The sequence below is a fragment of the Burkholderia sp. Cy-637 genome, assembly GCF_011753175.1.
GTDB classification, from domain to species: Bacteria; Pseudomonadota; Gammaproteobacteria; order Burkholderiales; family Burkholderiaceae; genus Burkholderia; species Burkholderia gladioli.
On record NZ_VWWC01000158.1, the window covers coordinates 1 to 16,532 of the forward strand.

The 16,532-nt window shown below is 70.6% G+C and carries 14 protein-coding genes and 1 pseudogene; 5 read left to right on the top strand and 10 right to left on the bottom strand.

What is annotated here, in order from left to right; translation table 11 throughout:
• Nucleotides 1-578 (bottom strand): annotated as a pseudogene (locus tag F3J10_RS28485) (hypothetical protein); the annotation flags it as partial.
• 608 nt (nucleotides 579-1,186) lie between these two features.
• Nucleotides 1,187-2,098: a LysR family transcriptional regulator gene (locus F3J10_RS28490; RefSeq protein WP_166915582.1), complete on the bottom strand. Its 912-nt coding sequence runs from the start codon at nucleotides 2,096-2,098 to the stop codon at nucleotides 1,187-1,189.
• 172 nt (nucleotides 2,099-2,270) lie between these two features.
• Here F3J10_RS28490 and F3J10_RS28495 point away from each other — a divergent pair, with 172 nt between their 5' ends.
• Nucleotides 2,271-3,059 (top strand): sulfite exporter TauE/SafE family protein, encoded by a 789-nt coding sequence (locus tag F3J10_RS28495; protein WP_167233937.1) that lies wholly within the window; start codon nucleotides 2,271-2,273, stop codon nucleotides 3,057-3,059.
• A 235-nt stretch (nucleotides 3,060-3,294) separates the two neighbouring features.
• Here the strand turns inward: F3J10_RS28495 and F3J10_RS28500 are convergent, their stop codons facing one another.
• Nucleotides 3,295-3,651 (bottom strand): BON domain-containing protein, encoded by a 357-nt coding sequence (locus F3J10_RS28500; RefSeq protein WP_025101933.1) that lies wholly within the window; start codon nucleotides 3,649-3,651, stop codon nucleotides 3,295-3,297.
• A 423-nt stretch (nucleotides 3,652-4,074) separates the two neighbouring features.
• On the opposite strand from F3J10_RS28500, the gene F3J10_RS28505 reads away from it, so the two are divergent.
• From F3J10_RS28505 to F3J10_RS28515, 3 genes are all read left to right on the top strand, one after another.
• Nucleotides 4,075-5,571: a TAXI family TRAP transporter solute-binding subunit gene (locus tag F3J10_RS28505; protein WP_167233936.1), complete on the top strand. Its 1,497-nt coding sequence runs from the start codon at nucleotides 4,075-4,077 to the stop codon at nucleotides 5,569-5,571.
• Nucleotides 5,572-5,671: 100 nt separating this feature from the next.
• Nucleotides 5,672-6,310 carry a 2-hydroxychromene-2-carboxylate isomerase gene (locus tag F3J10_RS28510; RefSeq protein ID WP_047835899.1) on the top strand — a complete coding sequence of 213 codons (639 nt, stop codon included), beginning with the start codon at nucleotides 5,672-5,674 and terminating at the stop codon, nucleotides 6,308-6,310.
• A gap of 107 nt (nucleotides 6,311-6,417) precedes the next feature.
• Entirely contained in the window at nucleotides 6,418-7,395 is a 978-nt protein-coding gene (locus F3J10_RS28515) for a LysR family transcriptional regulator (protein ID WP_166915577.1), read from the top strand.
• A gap of 38 nt (nucleotides 7,396-7,433) precedes the next feature.
• Here F3J10_RS28515 and F3J10_RS28520 read toward each other — a convergent pair whose 3' ends face one another.
• The 5 genes from F3J10_RS28520 to xdhA form a co-directional block, all read right to left on the bottom strand.
• A complete protein-coding gene (locus tag F3J10_RS28520; RefSeq protein ID WP_167243515.1) occupies nucleotides 7,434-7,850 on the bottom strand; it encodes a polyketide cyclase in 417 nt (138 codons plus the stop codon).
• A 100-nt stretch (nucleotides 7,851-7,950) separates the two neighbouring features.
• Nucleotides 7,951-8,769 carry a substrate-binding domain-containing protein gene (locus F3J10_RS28525; protein WP_240155731.1) on the bottom strand — a complete coding sequence of 273 codons (819 nt, stop codon included), beginning with the start codon at nucleotides 8,767-8,769 and terminating at the stop codon, nucleotides 7,951-7,953.
• Nucleotides 8,770-8,893: 124 nt separating this feature from the next.
• The gene (xdhC, locus tag F3J10_RS28530) at nucleotides 8,894-9,424 is read right to left on the bottom strand and encodes a xanthine dehydrogenase accessory protein XdhC (RefSeq protein WP_205195983.1); all 531 of its coding nucleotides are present in this window, start codon (nucleotides 9,422-9,424) and stop codon (nucleotides 8,894-8,896) included.
• A gap of 74 nt (nucleotides 9,425-9,498) precedes the next feature.
• A complete protein-coding gene (gene xdhB, locus F3J10_RS28535; protein ID WP_167243516.1) occupies nucleotides 9,499-11,859 on the bottom strand; it encodes a xanthine dehydrogenase molybdopterin binding subunit in 2,361 nt (786 codons plus the stop codon).
• A gap of 23 nt (nucleotides 11,860-11,882) precedes the next feature.
• Nucleotides 11,883-13,415, bottom strand: coding sequence for a xanthine dehydrogenase small subunit (gene xdhA, locus F3J10_RS28540; RefSeq protein WP_167243517.1), 1,533 nt, complete (start codon nucleotides 13,413-13,415; stop codon nucleotides 11,883-11,885).
• A 293-nt stretch (nucleotides 13,416-13,708) separates the two neighbouring features.
• On the opposite strand from xdhA, the gene F3J10_RS28545 reads away from it, so the two are divergent.
• Complete coding sequence (locus tag F3J10_RS28545) at nucleotides 13,709-14,926, top strand: MFS transporter (protein ID WP_036048078.1); 1,218 nt, start codon at nucleotides 13,709-13,711, stop codon at nucleotides 14,924-14,926.
• A 118-nt stretch (nucleotides 14,927-15,044) separates the two neighbouring features.
• On the opposite strand, the gene F3J10_RS28550 is transcribed toward F3J10_RS28545, so the two are convergent.
• Both F3J10_RS28550 and F3J10_RS36045 read right to left on the bottom strand, forming a co-directional pair.
• A complete protein-coding gene (locus F3J10_RS28550) occupies nucleotides 15,045-16,256 on the bottom strand; it encodes an alanine--glyoxylate aminotransferase family protein (RefSeq protein WP_025101923.1) in 1,212 nt (403 codons plus the stop codon).
• A 56-nt stretch (nucleotides 16,257-16,312) separates the two neighbouring features.
• Nucleotides 16,313-16,532, bottom strand: a 220-nt coding sequence (locus F3J10_RS36045; RefSeq protein WP_205200517.1) for a hypothetical protein, incomplete at its 5' end; no start/stop codon positions are given.

A 16,532-nucleotide genomic window follows, 5' to 3' on the forward strand; every position in this document is an offset into this window, starting at 1 on the left:
GCCACCGTGGTGAGGCCGCCGGCCAGCGCCGTGGCGCCGCCCGACAGGGCACCGGCCGCCGTGCTCGTCACCGTGCCGAGGCCGGTCGTGACGGCCCCGAGGCCGCCCGTCAGGGCGCCCGCGCCGGTCGATAGCGCGCCGGTCGCCGTGCTCAGCACGCCCGTCAACGCGCCGGCGGGATTCGTCACGACGGTCTGCAGTCCGCTGATCACGCCGGCCAGCGGCGTGTTCTGCGCGAGTCCCTCGACCGTGCTCACCAGGCCGCCGAGCGAGGACTTGAGCGGTCCGATGGCGTTGCCCAGCGACAGGTCGAGGAGGGTGGCGCCATTGGCCGTCAGCTTGAGTTCGGCGCCCACGCTCGGATTGAGCGCGGCATTCACGCCCAGCGAGGTGCCGGCCAGGCTGCCGAGGGCGCCCAGCGAAGCACCGCTCGCATTGAGCGAGCTGTTCAGATTCAGATTGGCCCCCAGCCCGGTGACGATGTTGCCGACATCGGCCATCGCCGGCGCTGCCGCCGCGAGACCGAATGCCGTCGCCGCCGAAAGCGCGATGCTCGACAACTTGAAGTGTTGTTTCATTTGTGACCCCATGTCAGTTGGTCCTGCCGTCGGGTAAAGCGGTCATGCGGCAGACTGCACTGCAGGGTCCGTGCCAACGCACCGGCGCAATCGACAACGGCGCGTTTCGTCGAACAAATCGTCGGGATCGGACTGCCAAGTATCGTCGGAGCAAATTCGCGACGACGAGCAGGCCTTGCGCTACGCATCGGAAAATCGTTCGCGTAACGTAACAAGCGAATGGAACGTTACGCTCGGCGTGCGTAACGATTCGAATCCAGGTAGACAAAATTCCCGTAAAAAATTACAGTCCTTTTCCCTGAACTCTCACAAATAATTCATCAAGATCTGCTCATGCGCGAAGCTCGACCCTTTCCGCATCGAGTCCATACCCACCTCCTGAGCGCCTGCCCAGTGCGATCGCAGTTCATCCATCAATAAAAAATCCGCGACTGAATCGAATTATTTTTTAAATAAATTCCCGAACATCCGTTTCAATCATCGCCACACCTCAATCACGATAATCGACGCCGGCAGGCTCCGCCAATTCAAATCGGCGAATTGAATTTTCTTAAACTTCTAACGTTATCGTCGGATCAATAAAAGCCGCCTGCCCTTGCGCGAAGCACTCAGGCGGCGGCACGCGAGGCGGCCGCCACGCCGAGCATCGCCTCGACGAAGGCGACGAAGGCCCGCGCGCGCGATGGTGCGAGGCGCCCGGCCGGAAACACGGCCCACAGTTCGACGGGCGGCAGCGTCCAGTCATCGAGCACGCTAAGCAGGCGAGCGTCGCGCAGCGCGTCGGCGAACAGCCATTCCGAGCCGATCGCCAGGCCCAGCCCGGCCAGCGCAGCGGCCCGCACGCCTTCGGCCTCGCGCACGCGCAGCCGGCCCGAGGTCTCCACCATCAACTCGCTGCCGTGACGCCGGAATTTCCACGCCGCGCCGCCGACGCGCCGGTCCAGCACCACCACCTGGTGCCGGGCCAGATCCTCGGGCGTGCGCGGCAGCCCGGCACGCCGCAGATAGGCCTGCGAACCGACCACCCGCCGCGGGCTCTCGCCGATCTTGCGCGAGGCCGCCATGCCGTCGCCCGCGGCATGGCCGATCCGCAACGCGACGTCGACGCGCTCGACGGCCAGGTCGGTATGACGATCGTCGAGCAGCAGCTCGACCGTGAGATCGGGGTGATCGTCGAGGAACCCCTGGATCGCGGGCAGCACGTGCAGGCGCGCGAAGCTGCCCGCCACCAGCACCCGCAGCGTCCCGGTCAGGCCCCCGCCGACGCCGCGCGCGGCCTGCTCCGCTTCCTGCGCATCGTCGAGCAGGCGGCGCGCGCGCTCGTAATAATGCTGGCCGGCCTCGCTCGGCGCGAGCCCGCGTGGGCCGCGCGAAAGCAGGGCCACGCCGACCTGCCGTTCCAGCCCCGCCACCGCCCGCGAGACCGCGCCCGGGCCAAGCCCGAGCCGGCGCGCGGCCGCCGCGAACGAGCCGGCCTCGACGACGGCGACGAATGTTTCCATGGCGCTCAGACGGTCCATCGAGATGCCCTCCCGCGACGATCGTCAAATCAGCATAGCAGCCGGCCGCGACGATGCACGGCGCGCGCATGCGCGTGCGGCCCCGCCGCCGCGACGGAGATTCCCACGCCGACGCGCCAGTTTTGAGACAATGCCGGGTTCCGACCCGCGCACAACCTTCCGAGCCCCGCCGATGTCGTTTCCCCATATCGATCTGCTGTACACCGTCTCCGGCCTGTTCGTCGGCTTCCTGGTCGGCCTGACGGGGGTCGGCGGCGGCTCGCTGATGACGCCGATCCTGGTGCTGCTGTTCAACGTGCATCCGGCCACCGCGGTCGGCACCGACCTGCTCTACGCGGCCGCCACCAAGGCGACCGGCACCCTGGTGCACGGCGCCAAGGGCACGGTCGACTGGCGCATCACCGGCCGGCTCGCGGCGGGCAGCGTGCCGGCCGCCGCCGTGACGCTGTGGATGCTGCACGCGCACGGCTTCGGCGCGGCCTCCACCAACCGGCTGATCCAGGTGGTGCTGGGCGCCGCGCTGCTGCTGACCTCGGTGGCGCTGGTATTCCGCCCGCAGTTGGCCGCCTTCGCCTCGCGCCACGCATTCGCCCCCAATCCGCTGCGCACCGTCACGCTGACGGTGCTGACCGGCGTGGTGCTCGGCGTGCTGGTCTCGCTGACCTCGGTGGGCGCTGGCGCGATCGGCGTGACGGTGCTGCTGCTGCTCTACCCGACCCTGTCGACCACGCGCATCGTCGGTTCCGATATCGCGCACGCGGTGCCGCTCACCCTGGTCGCCGGGATGGGCCACTGGCTGCTCGGCTCGGTCGACTGGTCGATGCTGGTCTCGCTGCTGCTGGGCTCGCTGCCGGGCATCGTGGCCGGCAGCCATCTGTCGGCGCGCGCCCCCGAGCGGCTGCTGCGCAACCTGCTGGCCGCCACGCTGGTGCTGGTCGGGCTGAAGCTCGTGACGTCCTGAGGCAGGCACGACAGGCGGCAAGGCGCGCGAACGTCCGCAGGCAAGCGAAAGGCTGGCGGGAAGAAAGCGAGGGGAAACCAGGCGGGAAGCGTGGGCGGGAACCGTGCCCCGAGGGGATCCACGCGGGAAGAAAACTGCAGGGAAGGCCGGGGCCCGAATGAGAGCCGGCGCCCGCCCAGGCGGGCACGGCGCCGGATGCGCAGGCGGAGCGGCCCGGCCGCCCCGCGCGGGAGGCTTACTGCTGCTGGACGGTCAGCTTGTTGTCGACCGAGGTGACGCCCGCCACGCCCTTGGCGGCTTCGCCGGCCTTGTCGATCTGCGACGCGTCGGGCACCGAGCCCTGCAGCGAGATCGCGCCGCCCTTCGAACGGACGGTGATGTTCGACACGTCGATGCCGCCGGCCTTGCTGATGGCCTTGCGCACCGCGTAACCGAGCTTGCGGTTGTCCTTGCGCGCCGCCTTCTTGGCGGCCTTCGCGGCGGCCGGCGTCGAGGCGCCGGCGGCGGCATCGCTCGCCTGCGCATAGACATTGCCGCAAACCAGCGCTGCCACCACCGCGCTACCCAGTGCCTTCCACACGATCGACTTCATGTTTTCTCCTTGTGATTCCGGAAACGGCCGCACCGAAAAGGCGGCCGCACTACCCCCAGTCAACGGCCGGCGACGAATGCCGTCGGCCGACGTTTTCACGGAGCATGCGAGAGGCGCTGCGTTCGCCCGGCGCGCGCGCGGCGGGCCGGACTGCCGGACCGGCTCCGACGCGCGCCCGGTCTGCTTGAATTTCACGCCGGGTCGCGCCGCGACGGATAGGGTGCGGCTGCGACGCACAATGTAATCCAGCGGCACGCGAAGCGCAAAGGATTTGCGCTCCGGATCAACCCCGCCCCGCCGGGCCATCCGGACCTTCCCGAATCCCGCCACGGGCGTGCCGCAGCGCCGGCGAACTCGGGTACCATCGCAGCCATTCCGGCGCGCCGCGACGCGTCGCGCCATCCCGTCCCCGCATCCAAGCCGATGAACGACCGTTCGCCCCGCTCCCGTCGCCCGCACCGGATCCTGGCCCGCTTCGTCGCGGTGTCGTGGCGCGACCTCGCGATGTCGTTCGGCCCCGCGCTACTGCTCGGCGCCGCGGCGATCTGGCTCGCGATCCGGCTGATCCAGCCGGCCCCGCCCACCCACCTGACGCTCTCGGCCGGCCCGCCCGGCAGCACCAACTGGTCGGCCGCGCAGAAGTACAAGCACATCCTCGCCAAGAACGGCATCACGCTCGAGGTGCTGCCCTCGGAAGGCTCGGCGCAGAACCTGCAGCGCCTGCTCGATCCGGCCGGGCACGTGGACGTCGCCTTCGTGCAGAGCGGCGTGGAGCAGAAAGGGCAGTCGGACCAGTTGGTGTCGCTGGGCAGCGTCGGCTACGTGCCGATCGCGATCCTCTACCGCGGCCCGGTGATCGAGCGGCTCTCGCAATTCCGCGGCAAGCGCCTCGCGCTCGGCCCCGACGGCAGCGGCTCGCACGAGCTCGGCCTGGCCCTGCTCAAGCTCAACGGCATCGTGCCGGGCGGCGCCACCAGCCTGCTGCCGCTGGCCGGCGAGGATGCCGCCCACGCGCTGCTCGACGGCCGCATCGACGCGGCCTTCCTGTCCGGCGACTCGACCCAGATCCCGGTGATGGCCAAGCTGTTCCGCGCGCCCGGCATCCATTTCTACTCGTTCGCCCAGGCCGAGGCCTATGCGCGCCGGCTCTCCTACCTGACCGACATCACGCTGCCGATGGGCGTCTACGACCCCGGCACCAACCTGCCCTCGACCAACATCCACACGCTCTCGCCGACCGTCGAGCTGATCGCGCGCGACTCGCTGCACCCGGCGCTGTCGGACCTGCTGATCGAGGCCGCGCGCGAGGTGCACGGCCATTCGACGATCCTGCAGCGCGCCGGCGAATTCCCCTCGCCCGTCACGCACAGCAGCATCCCGCTGTCCGACGACGCCGCGCGCTACTACAAGTCGGGCAAGACCTTCCTGTACCGGCAACTGCCGTTCTGGGTGGCGAGCCTGGTCGACCGGCTGCTGGTGATCGTGGTGCCGCTGGTGGTGGTGCTGATCCCGGGCCTGCGCTTCGTGCCGCTGCTGTACGGCTGGCGCGTGCGCTCGCGGATCTACCGCTGGTACGGCGCGCTGATCACGCTGGAGCGCAGCGCGCTGGGCGAGCTGTCGCCGCGCGACCGGCTGGTGCTGCTCGAGAAGCTCGACGACGTGGAGGATTCGGTCAACCGGATGAAGATGCCGCTCGCCTACGCGGGACAGTTCTACGTGCTGCGCGAGCACATCGGCTTCGTGCGCGAGCGCCTGCTCGCGCAGGAGGACACGCGCGGCGCGGCGGGCACCGCCGGGCAACCGGATGCAACGGCGGCGGGACCCGAGGCCGATTCCGCAGTCGATTCCCAAGCCGGCCCCGCGCGCGATGCCATGCCGGCCTTCCCCGCCGCGCCGGGCCCGGCGCGGGGCGACGCCTGAGCGGCCATCCCGCCGCGATTGCTGCAATCGCGCTCGCCATTGCGTACCATGACGGCTCGTGGGCCCAGCGGCCCCGCGCCTTTGCACAGGAGATTGCTAGATGACCGTGGGCCACGACGCCAGCCAGCCGCGCTGGTATTACGATTTCCTGTCGCCGTTCACGTACCTGCTGCTCGAGCAGCAAGACAAGTGGCCGAGCATGCCGTTCGAGCCGGTGCCGGTCTCGCTGCCGGTGCTGCAGCATCACTGGGGCCAGCGTCCGATGTACGACGTGCCGGCCAAGCGCGTGTTCACCTACCGCCACGCGCTGTTCCGCGCCGACCAGCTCGGCATCCCGTTCCGCATGCCGCCCGCGCATCCCTTCGATTCGACCCAGGCGCTGCGGCTCGCGGTGGCGATCTCGGCCGATCTCGCCACGGTGCGCGAGATGTTCCGCTTCATCTGGCGCGAAGGGCGCGACCCGACCAGCGAGGAGGGTTTCGCCGCGCTCTGCGAACGGGTGGGCGTGACGCCCGACGATCCGCGCCTGGATTCGGCGCAGACCCGCGAACAACTGGAGCGCAATACGCAGGATGCGATCGCGCTCGGCGTGTTCGGCGTGCCGACCTTCTGGATGAACCGCCAGCTGTTCTGGGGCGAGGACGCGCTGCCGATGGTGCTGTATTGCGCGCGCACGCCGAACTGGCTCGAATCGAAGGAAGTGAAGCGCATCAGCACGCTGCCGCCCGGCCGGCGCTGACGCGCGCGCGCCCAAGCGCGCCGCCCTGATACTGCGCATAGCTCGCGCCTGGCCGCGCGCGCGAGCGGCTCCGGTATCGTAGGCGCGACGCCCCCCGCTCCCCGCCGATGCCTCCCGACGACGATACCGCCGACAGCCGCACCGCCTCGCTCGACATCTGGCTCGTGCGGGTGCTGCGCACCCTGCTGCTGGAGCGCAGCGTCACCCAGGCGGCGCTGCGCCTGAACCAGACCCAGCCGGCGGTCAGCACCGCGCTGCGGCGGCTGCGCGAGATCCTCAACGATCCGATCCTGGTGCGCGGCAAGTCGGGCATGGTGCCGACCGAATACGGCGCCTCGCTGCTCGAGGCATCGCAGCGCGCGCTGCGCGAGGTCGACTTCATCGCCACCCCGCATGGCGAGTTCGATCCCGCCAGCTCGCGCCGCCGCTTCCGGATCGCCGCGCCGGATTACCTGAACGATTTCTTCATGCCGACCCTGATCGCGCGCTTTCGCGAGGCGGCGCCGCTCGCGCAACTGGAGATCGATTCGCTGAATCCGGCGCTCGACCACGCGGCCGCGCTCGACTCCGGCGAGCTCGACCTGGTGATCGCGAACTGGCCGCGGCCGGACCCGCGCTTCGTGCGCAGCAGCCTGTTCTCGGACACGGTGGTCTGCCTGATGCGCGACACGCACCCGCTGGCCGACGCGCCGCTCACCCGCGAGGCCTACGCGGCGGCGGCCCACCTGGCGCCCACGCCCTATACCGGCGCGGCGCGCAATGCGATCGAGATCGGGCTGGCGCGCGCCGGGCTCGAGCGCCGCGTCGTCGCGACCCTGCCCTACTTCGGCGTGGTGCCGCAGGTGCTGCTGCAATCGGACCTGATCTTCACCACCACGCGCCGCTTCGCCACCCACTACGCGCAGATGCTGCCGCTGGTGATCGCCGAGCCGCCGATCGCGTTTCCGCGCATCCAGTGCTACCAGCTCGCGCATCCGCAGCCGGACCGGCCCACCGATCTCGCCTGGCTGCGCGCCCTGGTGCAATCGGTCTCCGATTCGCTGACCGCCGCGCGCAAGCCACGCTCACCGCGTGCCAAGGCCTGACCAGGCCGCGAGAATCAGGCCGCAAATCAGACTACAAATCAGGCCGCAATCCAGGTTTCCTGCAGATGGACCCAGCGGATCTCGCCGCCGCTCGATCCGTCGTCCGCCTCGCGCGAAAGCACCGCTGTCGAGCGCCTCGAGCGCAGCGGGCCGCTCGCATCGCGCTGGTGCTCGTCATAGCCGATCGCCGCGCCGCCGTCCCAGGCGGCAATCACGCGCATCGCCGAGAAGCTGATCGCGAGCCTCGGCTTGACGCCGGCCAGCCGCGCGAACAGCGCGCGCGTGGCGGCCCGGTCGAGTTGCGAACCGTCGGTGCCGATCATCGTGAAGGACGGCGCGAAGCGCGCCATCAGCGCGTCGAGCGCGGCCTCGCCGTGCGAGGTGCCGGCCAGCCAGGCCTCGATCTCGGCGCAGCTCGCCACGATCATGTCGAAGTAGGAAGCGCAATCTCTCATCGGCAGTCCACGGAAAAGACAAGCGGCCGCGCGAGGCGGCCGCCTGGGGTTGAACGGTACGGCAGACGATAGCAGGAATGCGGCGAAGCCCGCGCCCGGCTCAATGCGCGGCGACCGGATCCAGCCCGGTGGCCTCCACGTCGGCGCGCGCGGCCGGCGAGGCGAGGAACTCGAGCAGCTTGCGCGCCTCGGCGGGATGCGGTGCGCCGACTGGAATGCCGGCCGCGTAGCGCGTCACCGACTGCAGCGATTCGGGGATCCGCCCGGCGAAGCTCACGCCCGGCACCGGCAGCAATTCAGCGACCTGCTGGAAGCCCAGCGCGTAGGTGCCGTCGGCCACCTTGGAGGCGACCGGCACGCGCGGCACCTTGGTCGCCCGGGGCTTCAACTGCGCGGCGATGCCGAGCTTGTCGAACAGCTCGCGTTCGATATAGACGCCGCTCGCGCTGTCCGAGTAGGCCACCGAGGGCGCGGCCAGCAGCGCGGCCTTGAGCGCCTCGGGCGTGCTGACATCGGGCACCGGCGCGCCGGCCTTCACCACCGCGCCGATCCGCGAATCGGCCAGCTCCACGCGCGAGTCGGCGCGCACCTTGCCGGCCGCGATCAGCTTGTCGAGCGCGTAGCCGACCATGATTACCACGTCGGCCGGCTCGCCGCGCGCGAGGCGGTTCGGGATCGCCTGCGGGGTCTCGCCCATCGAGGGGCCGTAGATGATGTCGAGCGTGTCGCCGCTGGCGGCCGTGAATTTCGGCGCGAGGCGCTGGTAGGCGGCGGTGAAGCCGCCGGAATTCATCACGTGCAGCTCGGCGGCGCCGGCGGGGGAGATCGCGCCGCCGAACGCGGCGGCCAGGCCCAGGGTGAGGGTGGTGAAGACGGCGAGCGCGGCGCGGCCGCGCGGGGAGTCGGGATGTCTCGGCATTGTTGTCGGAAGCGGCCGTGGCGGCCGTGTCAGGGAAACGGTGCCGGCTATCTTCGCGAAAACGCGCGGGTTTGAAAAGGGGCGGCCGCGCCGGAATGACAGGCGCCGGCCGGCCCTCGCCGGCCTAGATATCGCCGAGCAGCAAGACCCCCGACAAGGCGGCCGGATCGGTCGCCGCCGTCTTGCGCCAGGCGCGCGCGGCGCCGTTGCGGGCCTGCAGCAGCTCGGCGCAGACCGCCACCGCGATCGCCGGCGGCGCCTTGTCGACGATCCCGCTCACGCCGATCGGGCAGACCATGTCGGCCACGTGCTCGGGCGCGACGCCGCGATCGATCAGCCGCCGCTCGAACTTCACGCGCTTGGTGCGCGAGCCGATCATGCCGAAGTAGGCGAAGTCGTCGCGGCGCAGGATCCGCTCGGCCAGCGCGAAATCGAGCGCGTGGTTGTGCGTCATGACCAGGAAGTAGCTGCCCGGCGGCGCCGCGTCGACCACCGCGTCGGGCGTGTCGGTCGGCTCGGGCTGCACGTTGGGCGGCACCTCGTCGGGAAAGCATTCGTCGCGCGTGTCGACCCATTGCACCAGGCAGGGCAGGTGCGCGAGCAGCGCGACCAGCGCATGGCCGACATGGCCGGCGCCGAACAGCACCACGTGCATCGGCGCCGGGCGTGCAACCGCGCCGCGCTGCCGGCCGGCCAGCGGCGCCGGCGTCGCGAGGCGAGCGGACGGGTTCATGTGCGCGCCCCCTCGGCCTCGATGCGCGCGGCACGCACCGCCTGCACCGCCTTGAGGATCGCCTCGCCGGTGGCCGGCGCGTTCAGCGGCGGCTGCACGCGATAGTCGCCGACCGCGGCCACCGCGTCGCGCACCGCGAAGAACACCGAGAACGGCAGCAGCAGCGGCGGCTCGCCGACCGCCTTGGAGCGGTGGATGCTGTCCTCGACGTTGCGGTTGCGGAACAGCTCGACCTTGAACTCGGGCGGCGTGTCGTTGACGGTCGGGATCTTGTAGGTCGAAGGGGCATGCGTCATCAGCTTGCCGCCCGCGTTCCACCACAGCTCCTCGGTGGTCAGCCAGCCCATGCCCTGGATGAAGGCGCCCTCCACCTGCCCCTTGTCGAGCGCCGGGTTCAGCGAGGCGCCCACGTCGTGCAGCGCATCGACGCGCAGCACCCGCATCTCGCCGGTCAGCGTGTCGATCACCACCTCGCTGACGGCCGCGCCGTAGGCGTAGTAGAAGAACGGCCGCCCCTGCAGCTTCGCCTGGTCCCAGTACAGCTTGGGCGTGGCGTAGAAACCGTCGGACCACAGCTGCACGCGCGCCAGGTAGGCCTTGGCCACCACCTCGCCGAACGGCAGCGCGGTGTCACCGAGCCAGACCGTGTCGTTGACGAAGCGCACCTCCGAGGCGGCCAGCCGGCCCTCGCCGAGCTTCTCGGCGGCGAAGCTCGCCAGCCGTTCGCGCAACTGGCGCGCGGCATCCTGGGCGGCCTTGCCGTTCAGGTCCGAGCCGGTCGAGGCGGCGGTGGCCGAGGTATTGGCGACCTTGCTGGTATCGGTGGCGGTCACCCGCACCCGGCCGAACGCGACGCCGAGCTCGTGCGCCACCACCTGCGCGACCTTGGTGTTGAGCCCCTGGCCCATCTCGGTGCCGCCGTGGTTCACCAGGATCGAGCCGTCGGTATAGATATGCACCAGCGCGCCGGCCTGGTTGAAGTGGGCGACGTTGAAGGCGATCCCGAACTTGACCGGCGTGATCGCGATGCCCTTCTTCAGCACCGTGTTGGCCGCGTTGAACTCGCGCACCGCGGCGCGGCGCGCGCGATAGCCGCTGGTCGCCTCGAGCTCGCCGAGCAGCTCGTGCAGCACGTTGTCCTCGATGGTCTGCCCGTAGGGCGTGACGTTGTCGGCGTCCTTGCCGTAGAGGTTCCGGTAGCGCACGTCGAGCGGATCGAGATCCAGCGAGCGCGCCACGTTGTCGATGATGTACTCGATCGCGAACGCGCCCTGCGGGCCGCCGAAGCCGCGGAACGCGGTGTTCGACTGCGTGTTGGTCTTGCCGCAATGGCCGGCGATCGTCACGTCGGGCAGCCAGTAGGCATTGTCGAAATGGCAGACCGCGCGCGTCATCACCGGGCCCGACAGGTCGGCCGAGAAGCCGCATCGCGAGGTCATGTCGACCGACACGCCGTCGATGCGCCCGCTCGCGTCGTAGCCGACCTCGTAGCGGTAGTGGAAGTCGTGCCGCTTGCCGGTGATCATCATGTCATCGTCGCGGTCGGGACGCAGCTTGACCGGGCACAGCAGCTTCCAGGCCGCCACCGCCGCGCAGCAGGCGAAGATGCCGGACTGCGATTCCTTGCCGCCGAAGCCGCCGCCCATGCGCCGGCATTCCACCAGCACGTTGTGCGAGGCCACGCCGAGCACGTGCGCCACCAGGTGCTGCATCTCGCTGGGGTGCTGGGTCGAGCAGTGCACGTGCATGCCGTCGTCGTCCTTGGGCACCGCGTAGGCGATCTGGCCTTCCAGGTAGAACTGTTCCTGGCCGCCCAGCGTCATCTCGCCGGCGTAGTGGAAGGCGGCCGCGGCGGCCCTCGCGGCGGCGTCGCCGCGCGCCAGGCGCATCGGCGGCAGCACGTAGGACTGCGCGGCGCGCGCCTCCTGCGCGGTGAGGATCGCCGGCAACGCCTCGTATTCGATCTTGCCGCGCCGCGCGGCGAGCCGCGCCACCTCGTGCGAGGTGGCGACCACGATGAAGATCGGCTGGCCGACGAACTGCACCAGGCCGTCGGCCAGCACCGGGTCGTCGTGCAGGATCGGGCCGCAGTCGTTGACGCCGGGGATGTCGTCGGCGGTGAACACCGCCACCACGCCCGGGGTGGCGCGCACCGCCTCCAGGTCGGTCGAGACGATGCGCGCGTGGGCCTGGCTGCTGAGCCCGAGCGCGGCATGCAGGGTGCCGGCGGCGACCGGGATGTCGTCGGTATAGGTGGCGCGTCCGCTCACGTGCAGGTGCGCGGATTCGTGCGGACGCGAGACATGGACCTGGCGGAAATCGAGATCCTGCAGGAACGGTTCGGCTTGCTGATTCATGATGAAGTCTCCCTATCCCGGGCTCAGGCGCCGGCCGGCGCGGCGGCCACGCAACGCACGTTCAGCGCCTCGGGCGCGAGCGGCGCGTCCGGGCGCGTCTCCAGCCAGAAGCGGTAGAGCAGGTTGCGGGCGGCCTCGAGCCGGTAGGTGTTGGTGGCGCGCATGTCGGACAGCGGCGCGTAATCGCGTTCGAAGGCCTGCATCGCGGCCTGGGCGCTGGCCTCGTGCCAGAGCGCGCCGTCCAGCACCGCCTCCACGTGGCCGGCGCGCCTGGGCGTGGCGGCCATGCCGCCGAAGGCGATGCGCGGCTCGCGGATGGTCTCGCCGTCGGCGATGAAGGCGAAGGCCGCGCAGACCGCCGAGATGTCCGAGTCGAAGCGCTTCGAGAGCTTGTAGGTGCGGAACCGCAGCCGCTCGCGCTCGCCGGTGCGCAGCGGCACGCGCAGCGCGGCAACCAACTCGTCGGCGGCCATGTCCTTCTTCTGGTAGGCGAGGTAGAAGTCCTCCAGCACCAGCTCGCGCGAGGCCTCGGGCCCGCGCAGCACCACCCGCGCGCCGAGCGCGATCAGGCCCGGCATCGAGTCGCCGATCGGCGAGCCGTTGGCGACGTTGCCGCCCAGCGTGCCGGCATTGCGGATCGGCAGCGAGGCGAAGCGCTTCCACATCTCGGTCAGTTCGGGATAGTGCCCGGCGAGCGCGGCATAGGCCTGCTCGACGCTCACCCCGGCGCCGATCTCCAGCCAGCCGTCGCGTGCCTCCAGCCGGCGCAGCTCGGCCACCTGCCCGAGGTAGATCAGGTCGCCGATGTCGCGCAACTGCTTGGTGACCCACAGGCCGATGTCGGTGCTGCCGGCCAGCAGGCGCGCCTCGGGCCTGGCGGCGCGCAGCGCGGCCAGCGCGTCGAGCTCGCGCGGCGCGTCGAAGCTGCGGCCGGCGTGCTCGTAGTGGAAGGTGTCGTCGCGGCGCAGCGTGGCCAGGGTACGCGCCAGCGCGGCCTCGTCGACGGGCGCGGCGGGCGATGCCATCTCGAACATGCGCTCGGCGGCATCGACGATCGGCCGATAGCCGGTGCAGCGGCACAGGTTGCCGGTCAGCGCGTCGGCGATCTCGGTGCGCGTGGGCGCCGCGCAGGCGCCACCGGCGGCCCCGCAGGCGCGCGCCGCGCCGCCGTGCTTCTCGTAGAGCGCCCACATCGACATCACGAAGCCGGGCGTGCAGAAGCCGCATTGCGAGCCGTGGCAGTCGACCATCGCCTGCTGCACCGGGTGCAGCGAGCCGTCGGGCTGGCGCAGGTCCTCGACGGTGTAGAGCGCGCGGCCGTCGAGGGTGGGCAGGAACTGGATGCAGGCGTTGACGGCCTTGAATTCGACGCCGCCGGCGGCGTTCAGCTCGCCGACCACCACGGTGCAGGCGCCGCAGTCGCCTTCGGCGCAGCCCTCCTTGGTGCCGGTGCAATGCGCATCCTCGCGCAGGTACTGCAGGACGGTGCGGGTCACGTCGGCGCCGCTGACTTCGCGGATCGCCTGGCGATGATAGAAACGGATCGGCTGGCTCATCGGGTGTCGCTGGGTTGGAATCGCGGGGAAGAATCTCGGGCGGCCCGGGCCGGGCCGCAAGGCGGTGGCGCCATTGCCGAGTCTATGCCCCGCAAGCTATCACCGCCGAAATTCGCAACCCATAGCGCGACACGCATGCGGCTCATACTGTCGTGCCAATATCGGGACGCAGCGATCGCGCCACAGCCGGGACGGACTTAACTAAGCGGTCCATGCGCCGGGATCGGTTCCATGCAACAATTCGGGTTTCTACGGACGCGCCGTTCTGTCCCTCCCCGCTGGATTCCACCCACATGTCATCCGATTCTGCTTCGACCCCGCGCAGCGGCGCCTCGACGATGCTGCAGATCCTGTCCGTCGTCTCCTTCACCTTCGTCTGCTACCTGACGATCGGCCTGCCGCTGGCGGTACTGCCGGGCTTCGTGCACGAGGAGCTGGGCTTGTCGGCGGTGATCGCGGGCGCGGCGATCAGCGTGCAGTACCTGGCGACGCTGGCCTCGCGGCCGCTGGCGGGACGCTGCGCGGACACGCTGGGCCCGAAGCGCACGGTGCTGCGCGGCCTGCTCGGCTGCGGCGCGAGCGGCGCGCTGCTGCTGGTGGCGCTGCTGTTCGCGCACTGGCCGGCGGTGAGCCTGGTGCTGCTGGTGGCCAGCCGCCTGGTGCTCGGCGTCGGCGAGAGCCTGGTGGGCACCGGCGCGATCCTGTGGGGCATCGGCCGCGTGGGCGTCAGCAACAACGCGCGCGTGATCTCCTGGAACGGCATCGCCACCTACGGCGCGCTGGCGATCGGCGCGCCGCTGGGCGTGGCGATCGCGCATACGCTCAACGCGGCCCTGCTCGGCGTGCTGATGCTGGCGCTAGCCGCGCTCGGCTACTGGTTCGCGCTGCGCCTGGCGCCGGTGCCGGTGGTGCACGGCGAGCGCATGTCCTATGCCAGCGTGTTCACGCGCGTGCTGCCGCACGGCATCGGCCTGGCGCTCGGCTCGGCCGGCTTCGGCTCGATCTCGACCTTCATCGCGCTCTACTACGCGGCGCGCCACTGGCCCAACGCGGCGCTGTCGCTGACCGTGTTCGGCCTGCTGTTCATCGGCTCGCGCCTGCTGTTCGCCAACACCATCAAGAATTACGGCGGCTTCCGGGTGGCGATCGTCTCCTTCGTGGTCGAGTGCCTGGGCCTGCTGCTGCTCTGGCTGGCCCCGGTGCCGCACGTCGCGCTGGCCGGCGCCGCGCTGACCGGCTTCGGTTTCGCGCTGATCTTCCCGGCGCTCGGCGTCGAGGCCGTGGCCCTGGTGCCGCCGGCCAGCCGCGGCGCGGCGCTGTCGGCCTATTCGGTGTTCCTCGACCTCTCGCTGGGCGTGACGGGGCCGCTGGCGGGCTACGTGGCCGGCGAATTCGGCTATCCGCAGGTGTTCCTGTTCGCGGCGGTGGCCTCGGCGGCCGGCGTGGCGCTGTCGATCCTGCTCTACCAGCGGCAGGCGCGTCCCGGCGCACGAACCGGCGCCACCGCCTGACGCGGCGGGCGGGCATGAAAAACGGCGGCGGCCCCGAGGGCTCGCCGCCGTTTTTTCATCGGCGCGCGGGGCGGCAGGCGCCGCTCCCTTTACCGCAGGCGCCGGCGCCGGTCATGGCCTACAGGCGGTTCGACAGCGCCTGCTCCAGCGCGGCGACGCCGCCCGACAGGTCCACCGGCACCTTCAGGTCGACCATGGTGCGCCCGAAGGCATGCAGCGTGCGGAACAGGTTGTGTTCGCGACACTGCTCGCCCATCTGGCCGATCCGCACGATCGGCGGCCCGAACGAGCCGGAGATCTCGACCTGGTACTGCTTGGAGATATGGCCGCAGATCAGGCTCGGCGTGAGCCCTTCCGGGGCGCGGATGCCGACCACCGAATTGAGCCGGCAGGCTTCGGGCGCGTAGAGTTCGAGCCCGAGCGCGGTGACGCCCGCCTGCAGCGCCAGCGAGCAGCGCTGGTGGCGCGCGTAGCGGCTTTCCAGGGTTTCCTGGCAGACCAGGCGCAGCGCCTCGTGCAGCGCCAGCACGCCCGAGACCGGCGCGGTGTAGTGATAACCGGCCTTGTGCCAGAAGTTCTCGGCCAGCGACATGTCGAGGCACCAGTGCGCGTTCAGCTCGGGGCGCTGCTTGGTGCGCTCCCAGGCGTCCTCGGAGAAGGCCACCAGCGACACGCCGGGAATCGAGGACAGCCCCTTCTGGCCGCCCGTGATCACCGCGTCGATGCCCCAGGCATCCATCTCGAGCGGCATGGTCGACAGCGTGCAGACCGCGTCCACCACCACCAGCGCGCCGGCCGCCTTGGCCAGCGCCGCGATCTCCTTCAACTGGCTGTTCCAGACCGTGTTCGAGGTCTCGCCGTGGACGATGGTGACGATCTCGGGCCGCTCGCGCGCGATCGCCGCGGCCACCGCCTCGAGGCTCGCGGCCTCGCGATCGGGCACGTCGAGGTAGCTGACCTCGGCGCCGATGCGGGTGGCCATCTCGGCCATCCGCGCGCTGAAGAAGCCGTTGCGGATCGACAGCACGCGCGTGCCGCGCCAGGCCAGGTTCGAGATCGCCATCTCCATCGCGGCGGAGCCGGGGCCGGCCACGCCGAGCACCCACTTGGAGCGCGTCTGGAACACGTAGCGCGCCATCTCCTTGACCTGTTCGATGATCTTCGACATGGTCGCGCCGAGGTGGTTGATCACGATCGCGTTCGCCTTGGCGACCGCGGCCGGGATCGGCACGGGGCCGGCCCCCATCATCAGGAGCGGTTCCTCGGGCAGGATCGCGTCGAGCGGGACCACCACGGGGCAGGGAATCGGCGAGTAATCGTTATGGGACATGGGCGTTGAGCGGCAGGAACGAGGGAAACATGGCGCGGGCGCGCCGGAACCTTCGATCATTCCGCGAACCGGGCCCGCGTGCAAGCCCCGTGCCGGTGCGCGCCGTTGCCGGGCGCGCGGCGAGCGAGGCGCCGGCCGGCTTCATGCAATCGATGCAGGTACATCATGCGCACCGCGAATGCCTGCGTATGCATGGCGCGAATCCACGCGGCGCCGCGCGCGGGGCGCGCCGAACCGGGCCGATCGGCCGGCAGCCCCGCCGCGCGCGGCTCGGCG

Bases quoted from the DNA above. Each gene is read 5' to 3' on its own strand.
- F3J10_RS28490 (WP_166915582.1), bottom strand. From the start codon at position 2,098: ATGGACCGTCTGAGCGCCATGGAAACATTCGTCGCCGTCGTCGAGGCC.
- F3J10_RS28495 (WP_167233937.1), top strand. From the start codon at position 2,271: ATGTCGTTTCCCCATATCGATCTGCTGTACACCGTCTCCGGCCTGTTC.
- F3J10_RS28500 (WP_025101933.1), bottom strand. From the start codon at position 3,651: ATGAAGTCGATCGTGTGGAAGGCACTGGGTAGCGCGGTGGTGGCAGCG.
- F3J10_RS28505 (WP_167233936.1), top strand. From the start codon at position 4,075: ATGAACGACCGTTCGCCCCGCTCCCGTCGCCCGCACCGGATCCTGGCC.
- F3J10_RS28510 (WP_047835899.1), top strand. From the start codon at position 5,672: ATGACCGTGGGCCACGACGCCAGCCAGCCGCGCTGGTATTACGATTTC.
- F3J10_RS28515 (WP_166915577.1), top strand. From the start codon at position 6,418: ATGCCTCCCGACGACGATACCGCCGACAGCCGCACCGCCTCGCTCGAC.
- F3J10_RS28520 (WP_167243515.1), bottom strand. From the start codon at position 7,850: ATGAGAGATTGCGCTTCCTACTTCGACATGATCGTGGCGAGCTGCGCC.
- F3J10_RS28525 (WP_240155731.1), bottom strand. From the start codon at position 8,769: ATGCCGAGACATCCCGACTCCCCGCGCGGCCGCGCCGCGCTCGCCGTC.
- xdhC (WP_205195983.1), bottom strand. From the start codon at position 9,424: ATGCACGTGGTGCTGTTCGGCGCCGGCCATGTCGGCCATGCGCTGGTC.
- xdhB (WP_167243516.1), bottom strand. From the start codon at position 11,859: ATGAATCAGCAAGCCGAACCGTTCCTGCAGGATCTCGATTTCCGCCAG.
- xdhA (WP_167243517.1), bottom strand. From the start codon at position 13,415: ATGAGCCAGCCGATCCGTTTCTATCATCGCCAGGCGATCCGCGAAGTC.
- F3J10_RS28545 (WP_036048078.1), top strand. From the start codon at position 13,709: ATGTCATCCGATTCTGCTTCGACCCCGCGCAGCGGCGCCTCGACGATG.
- F3J10_RS28550 (WP_025101923.1), bottom strand. From the start codon at position 16,256: ATGTCCCATAACGATTACTCGCCGATTCCCTGCCCCGTGGTGGTCCCG.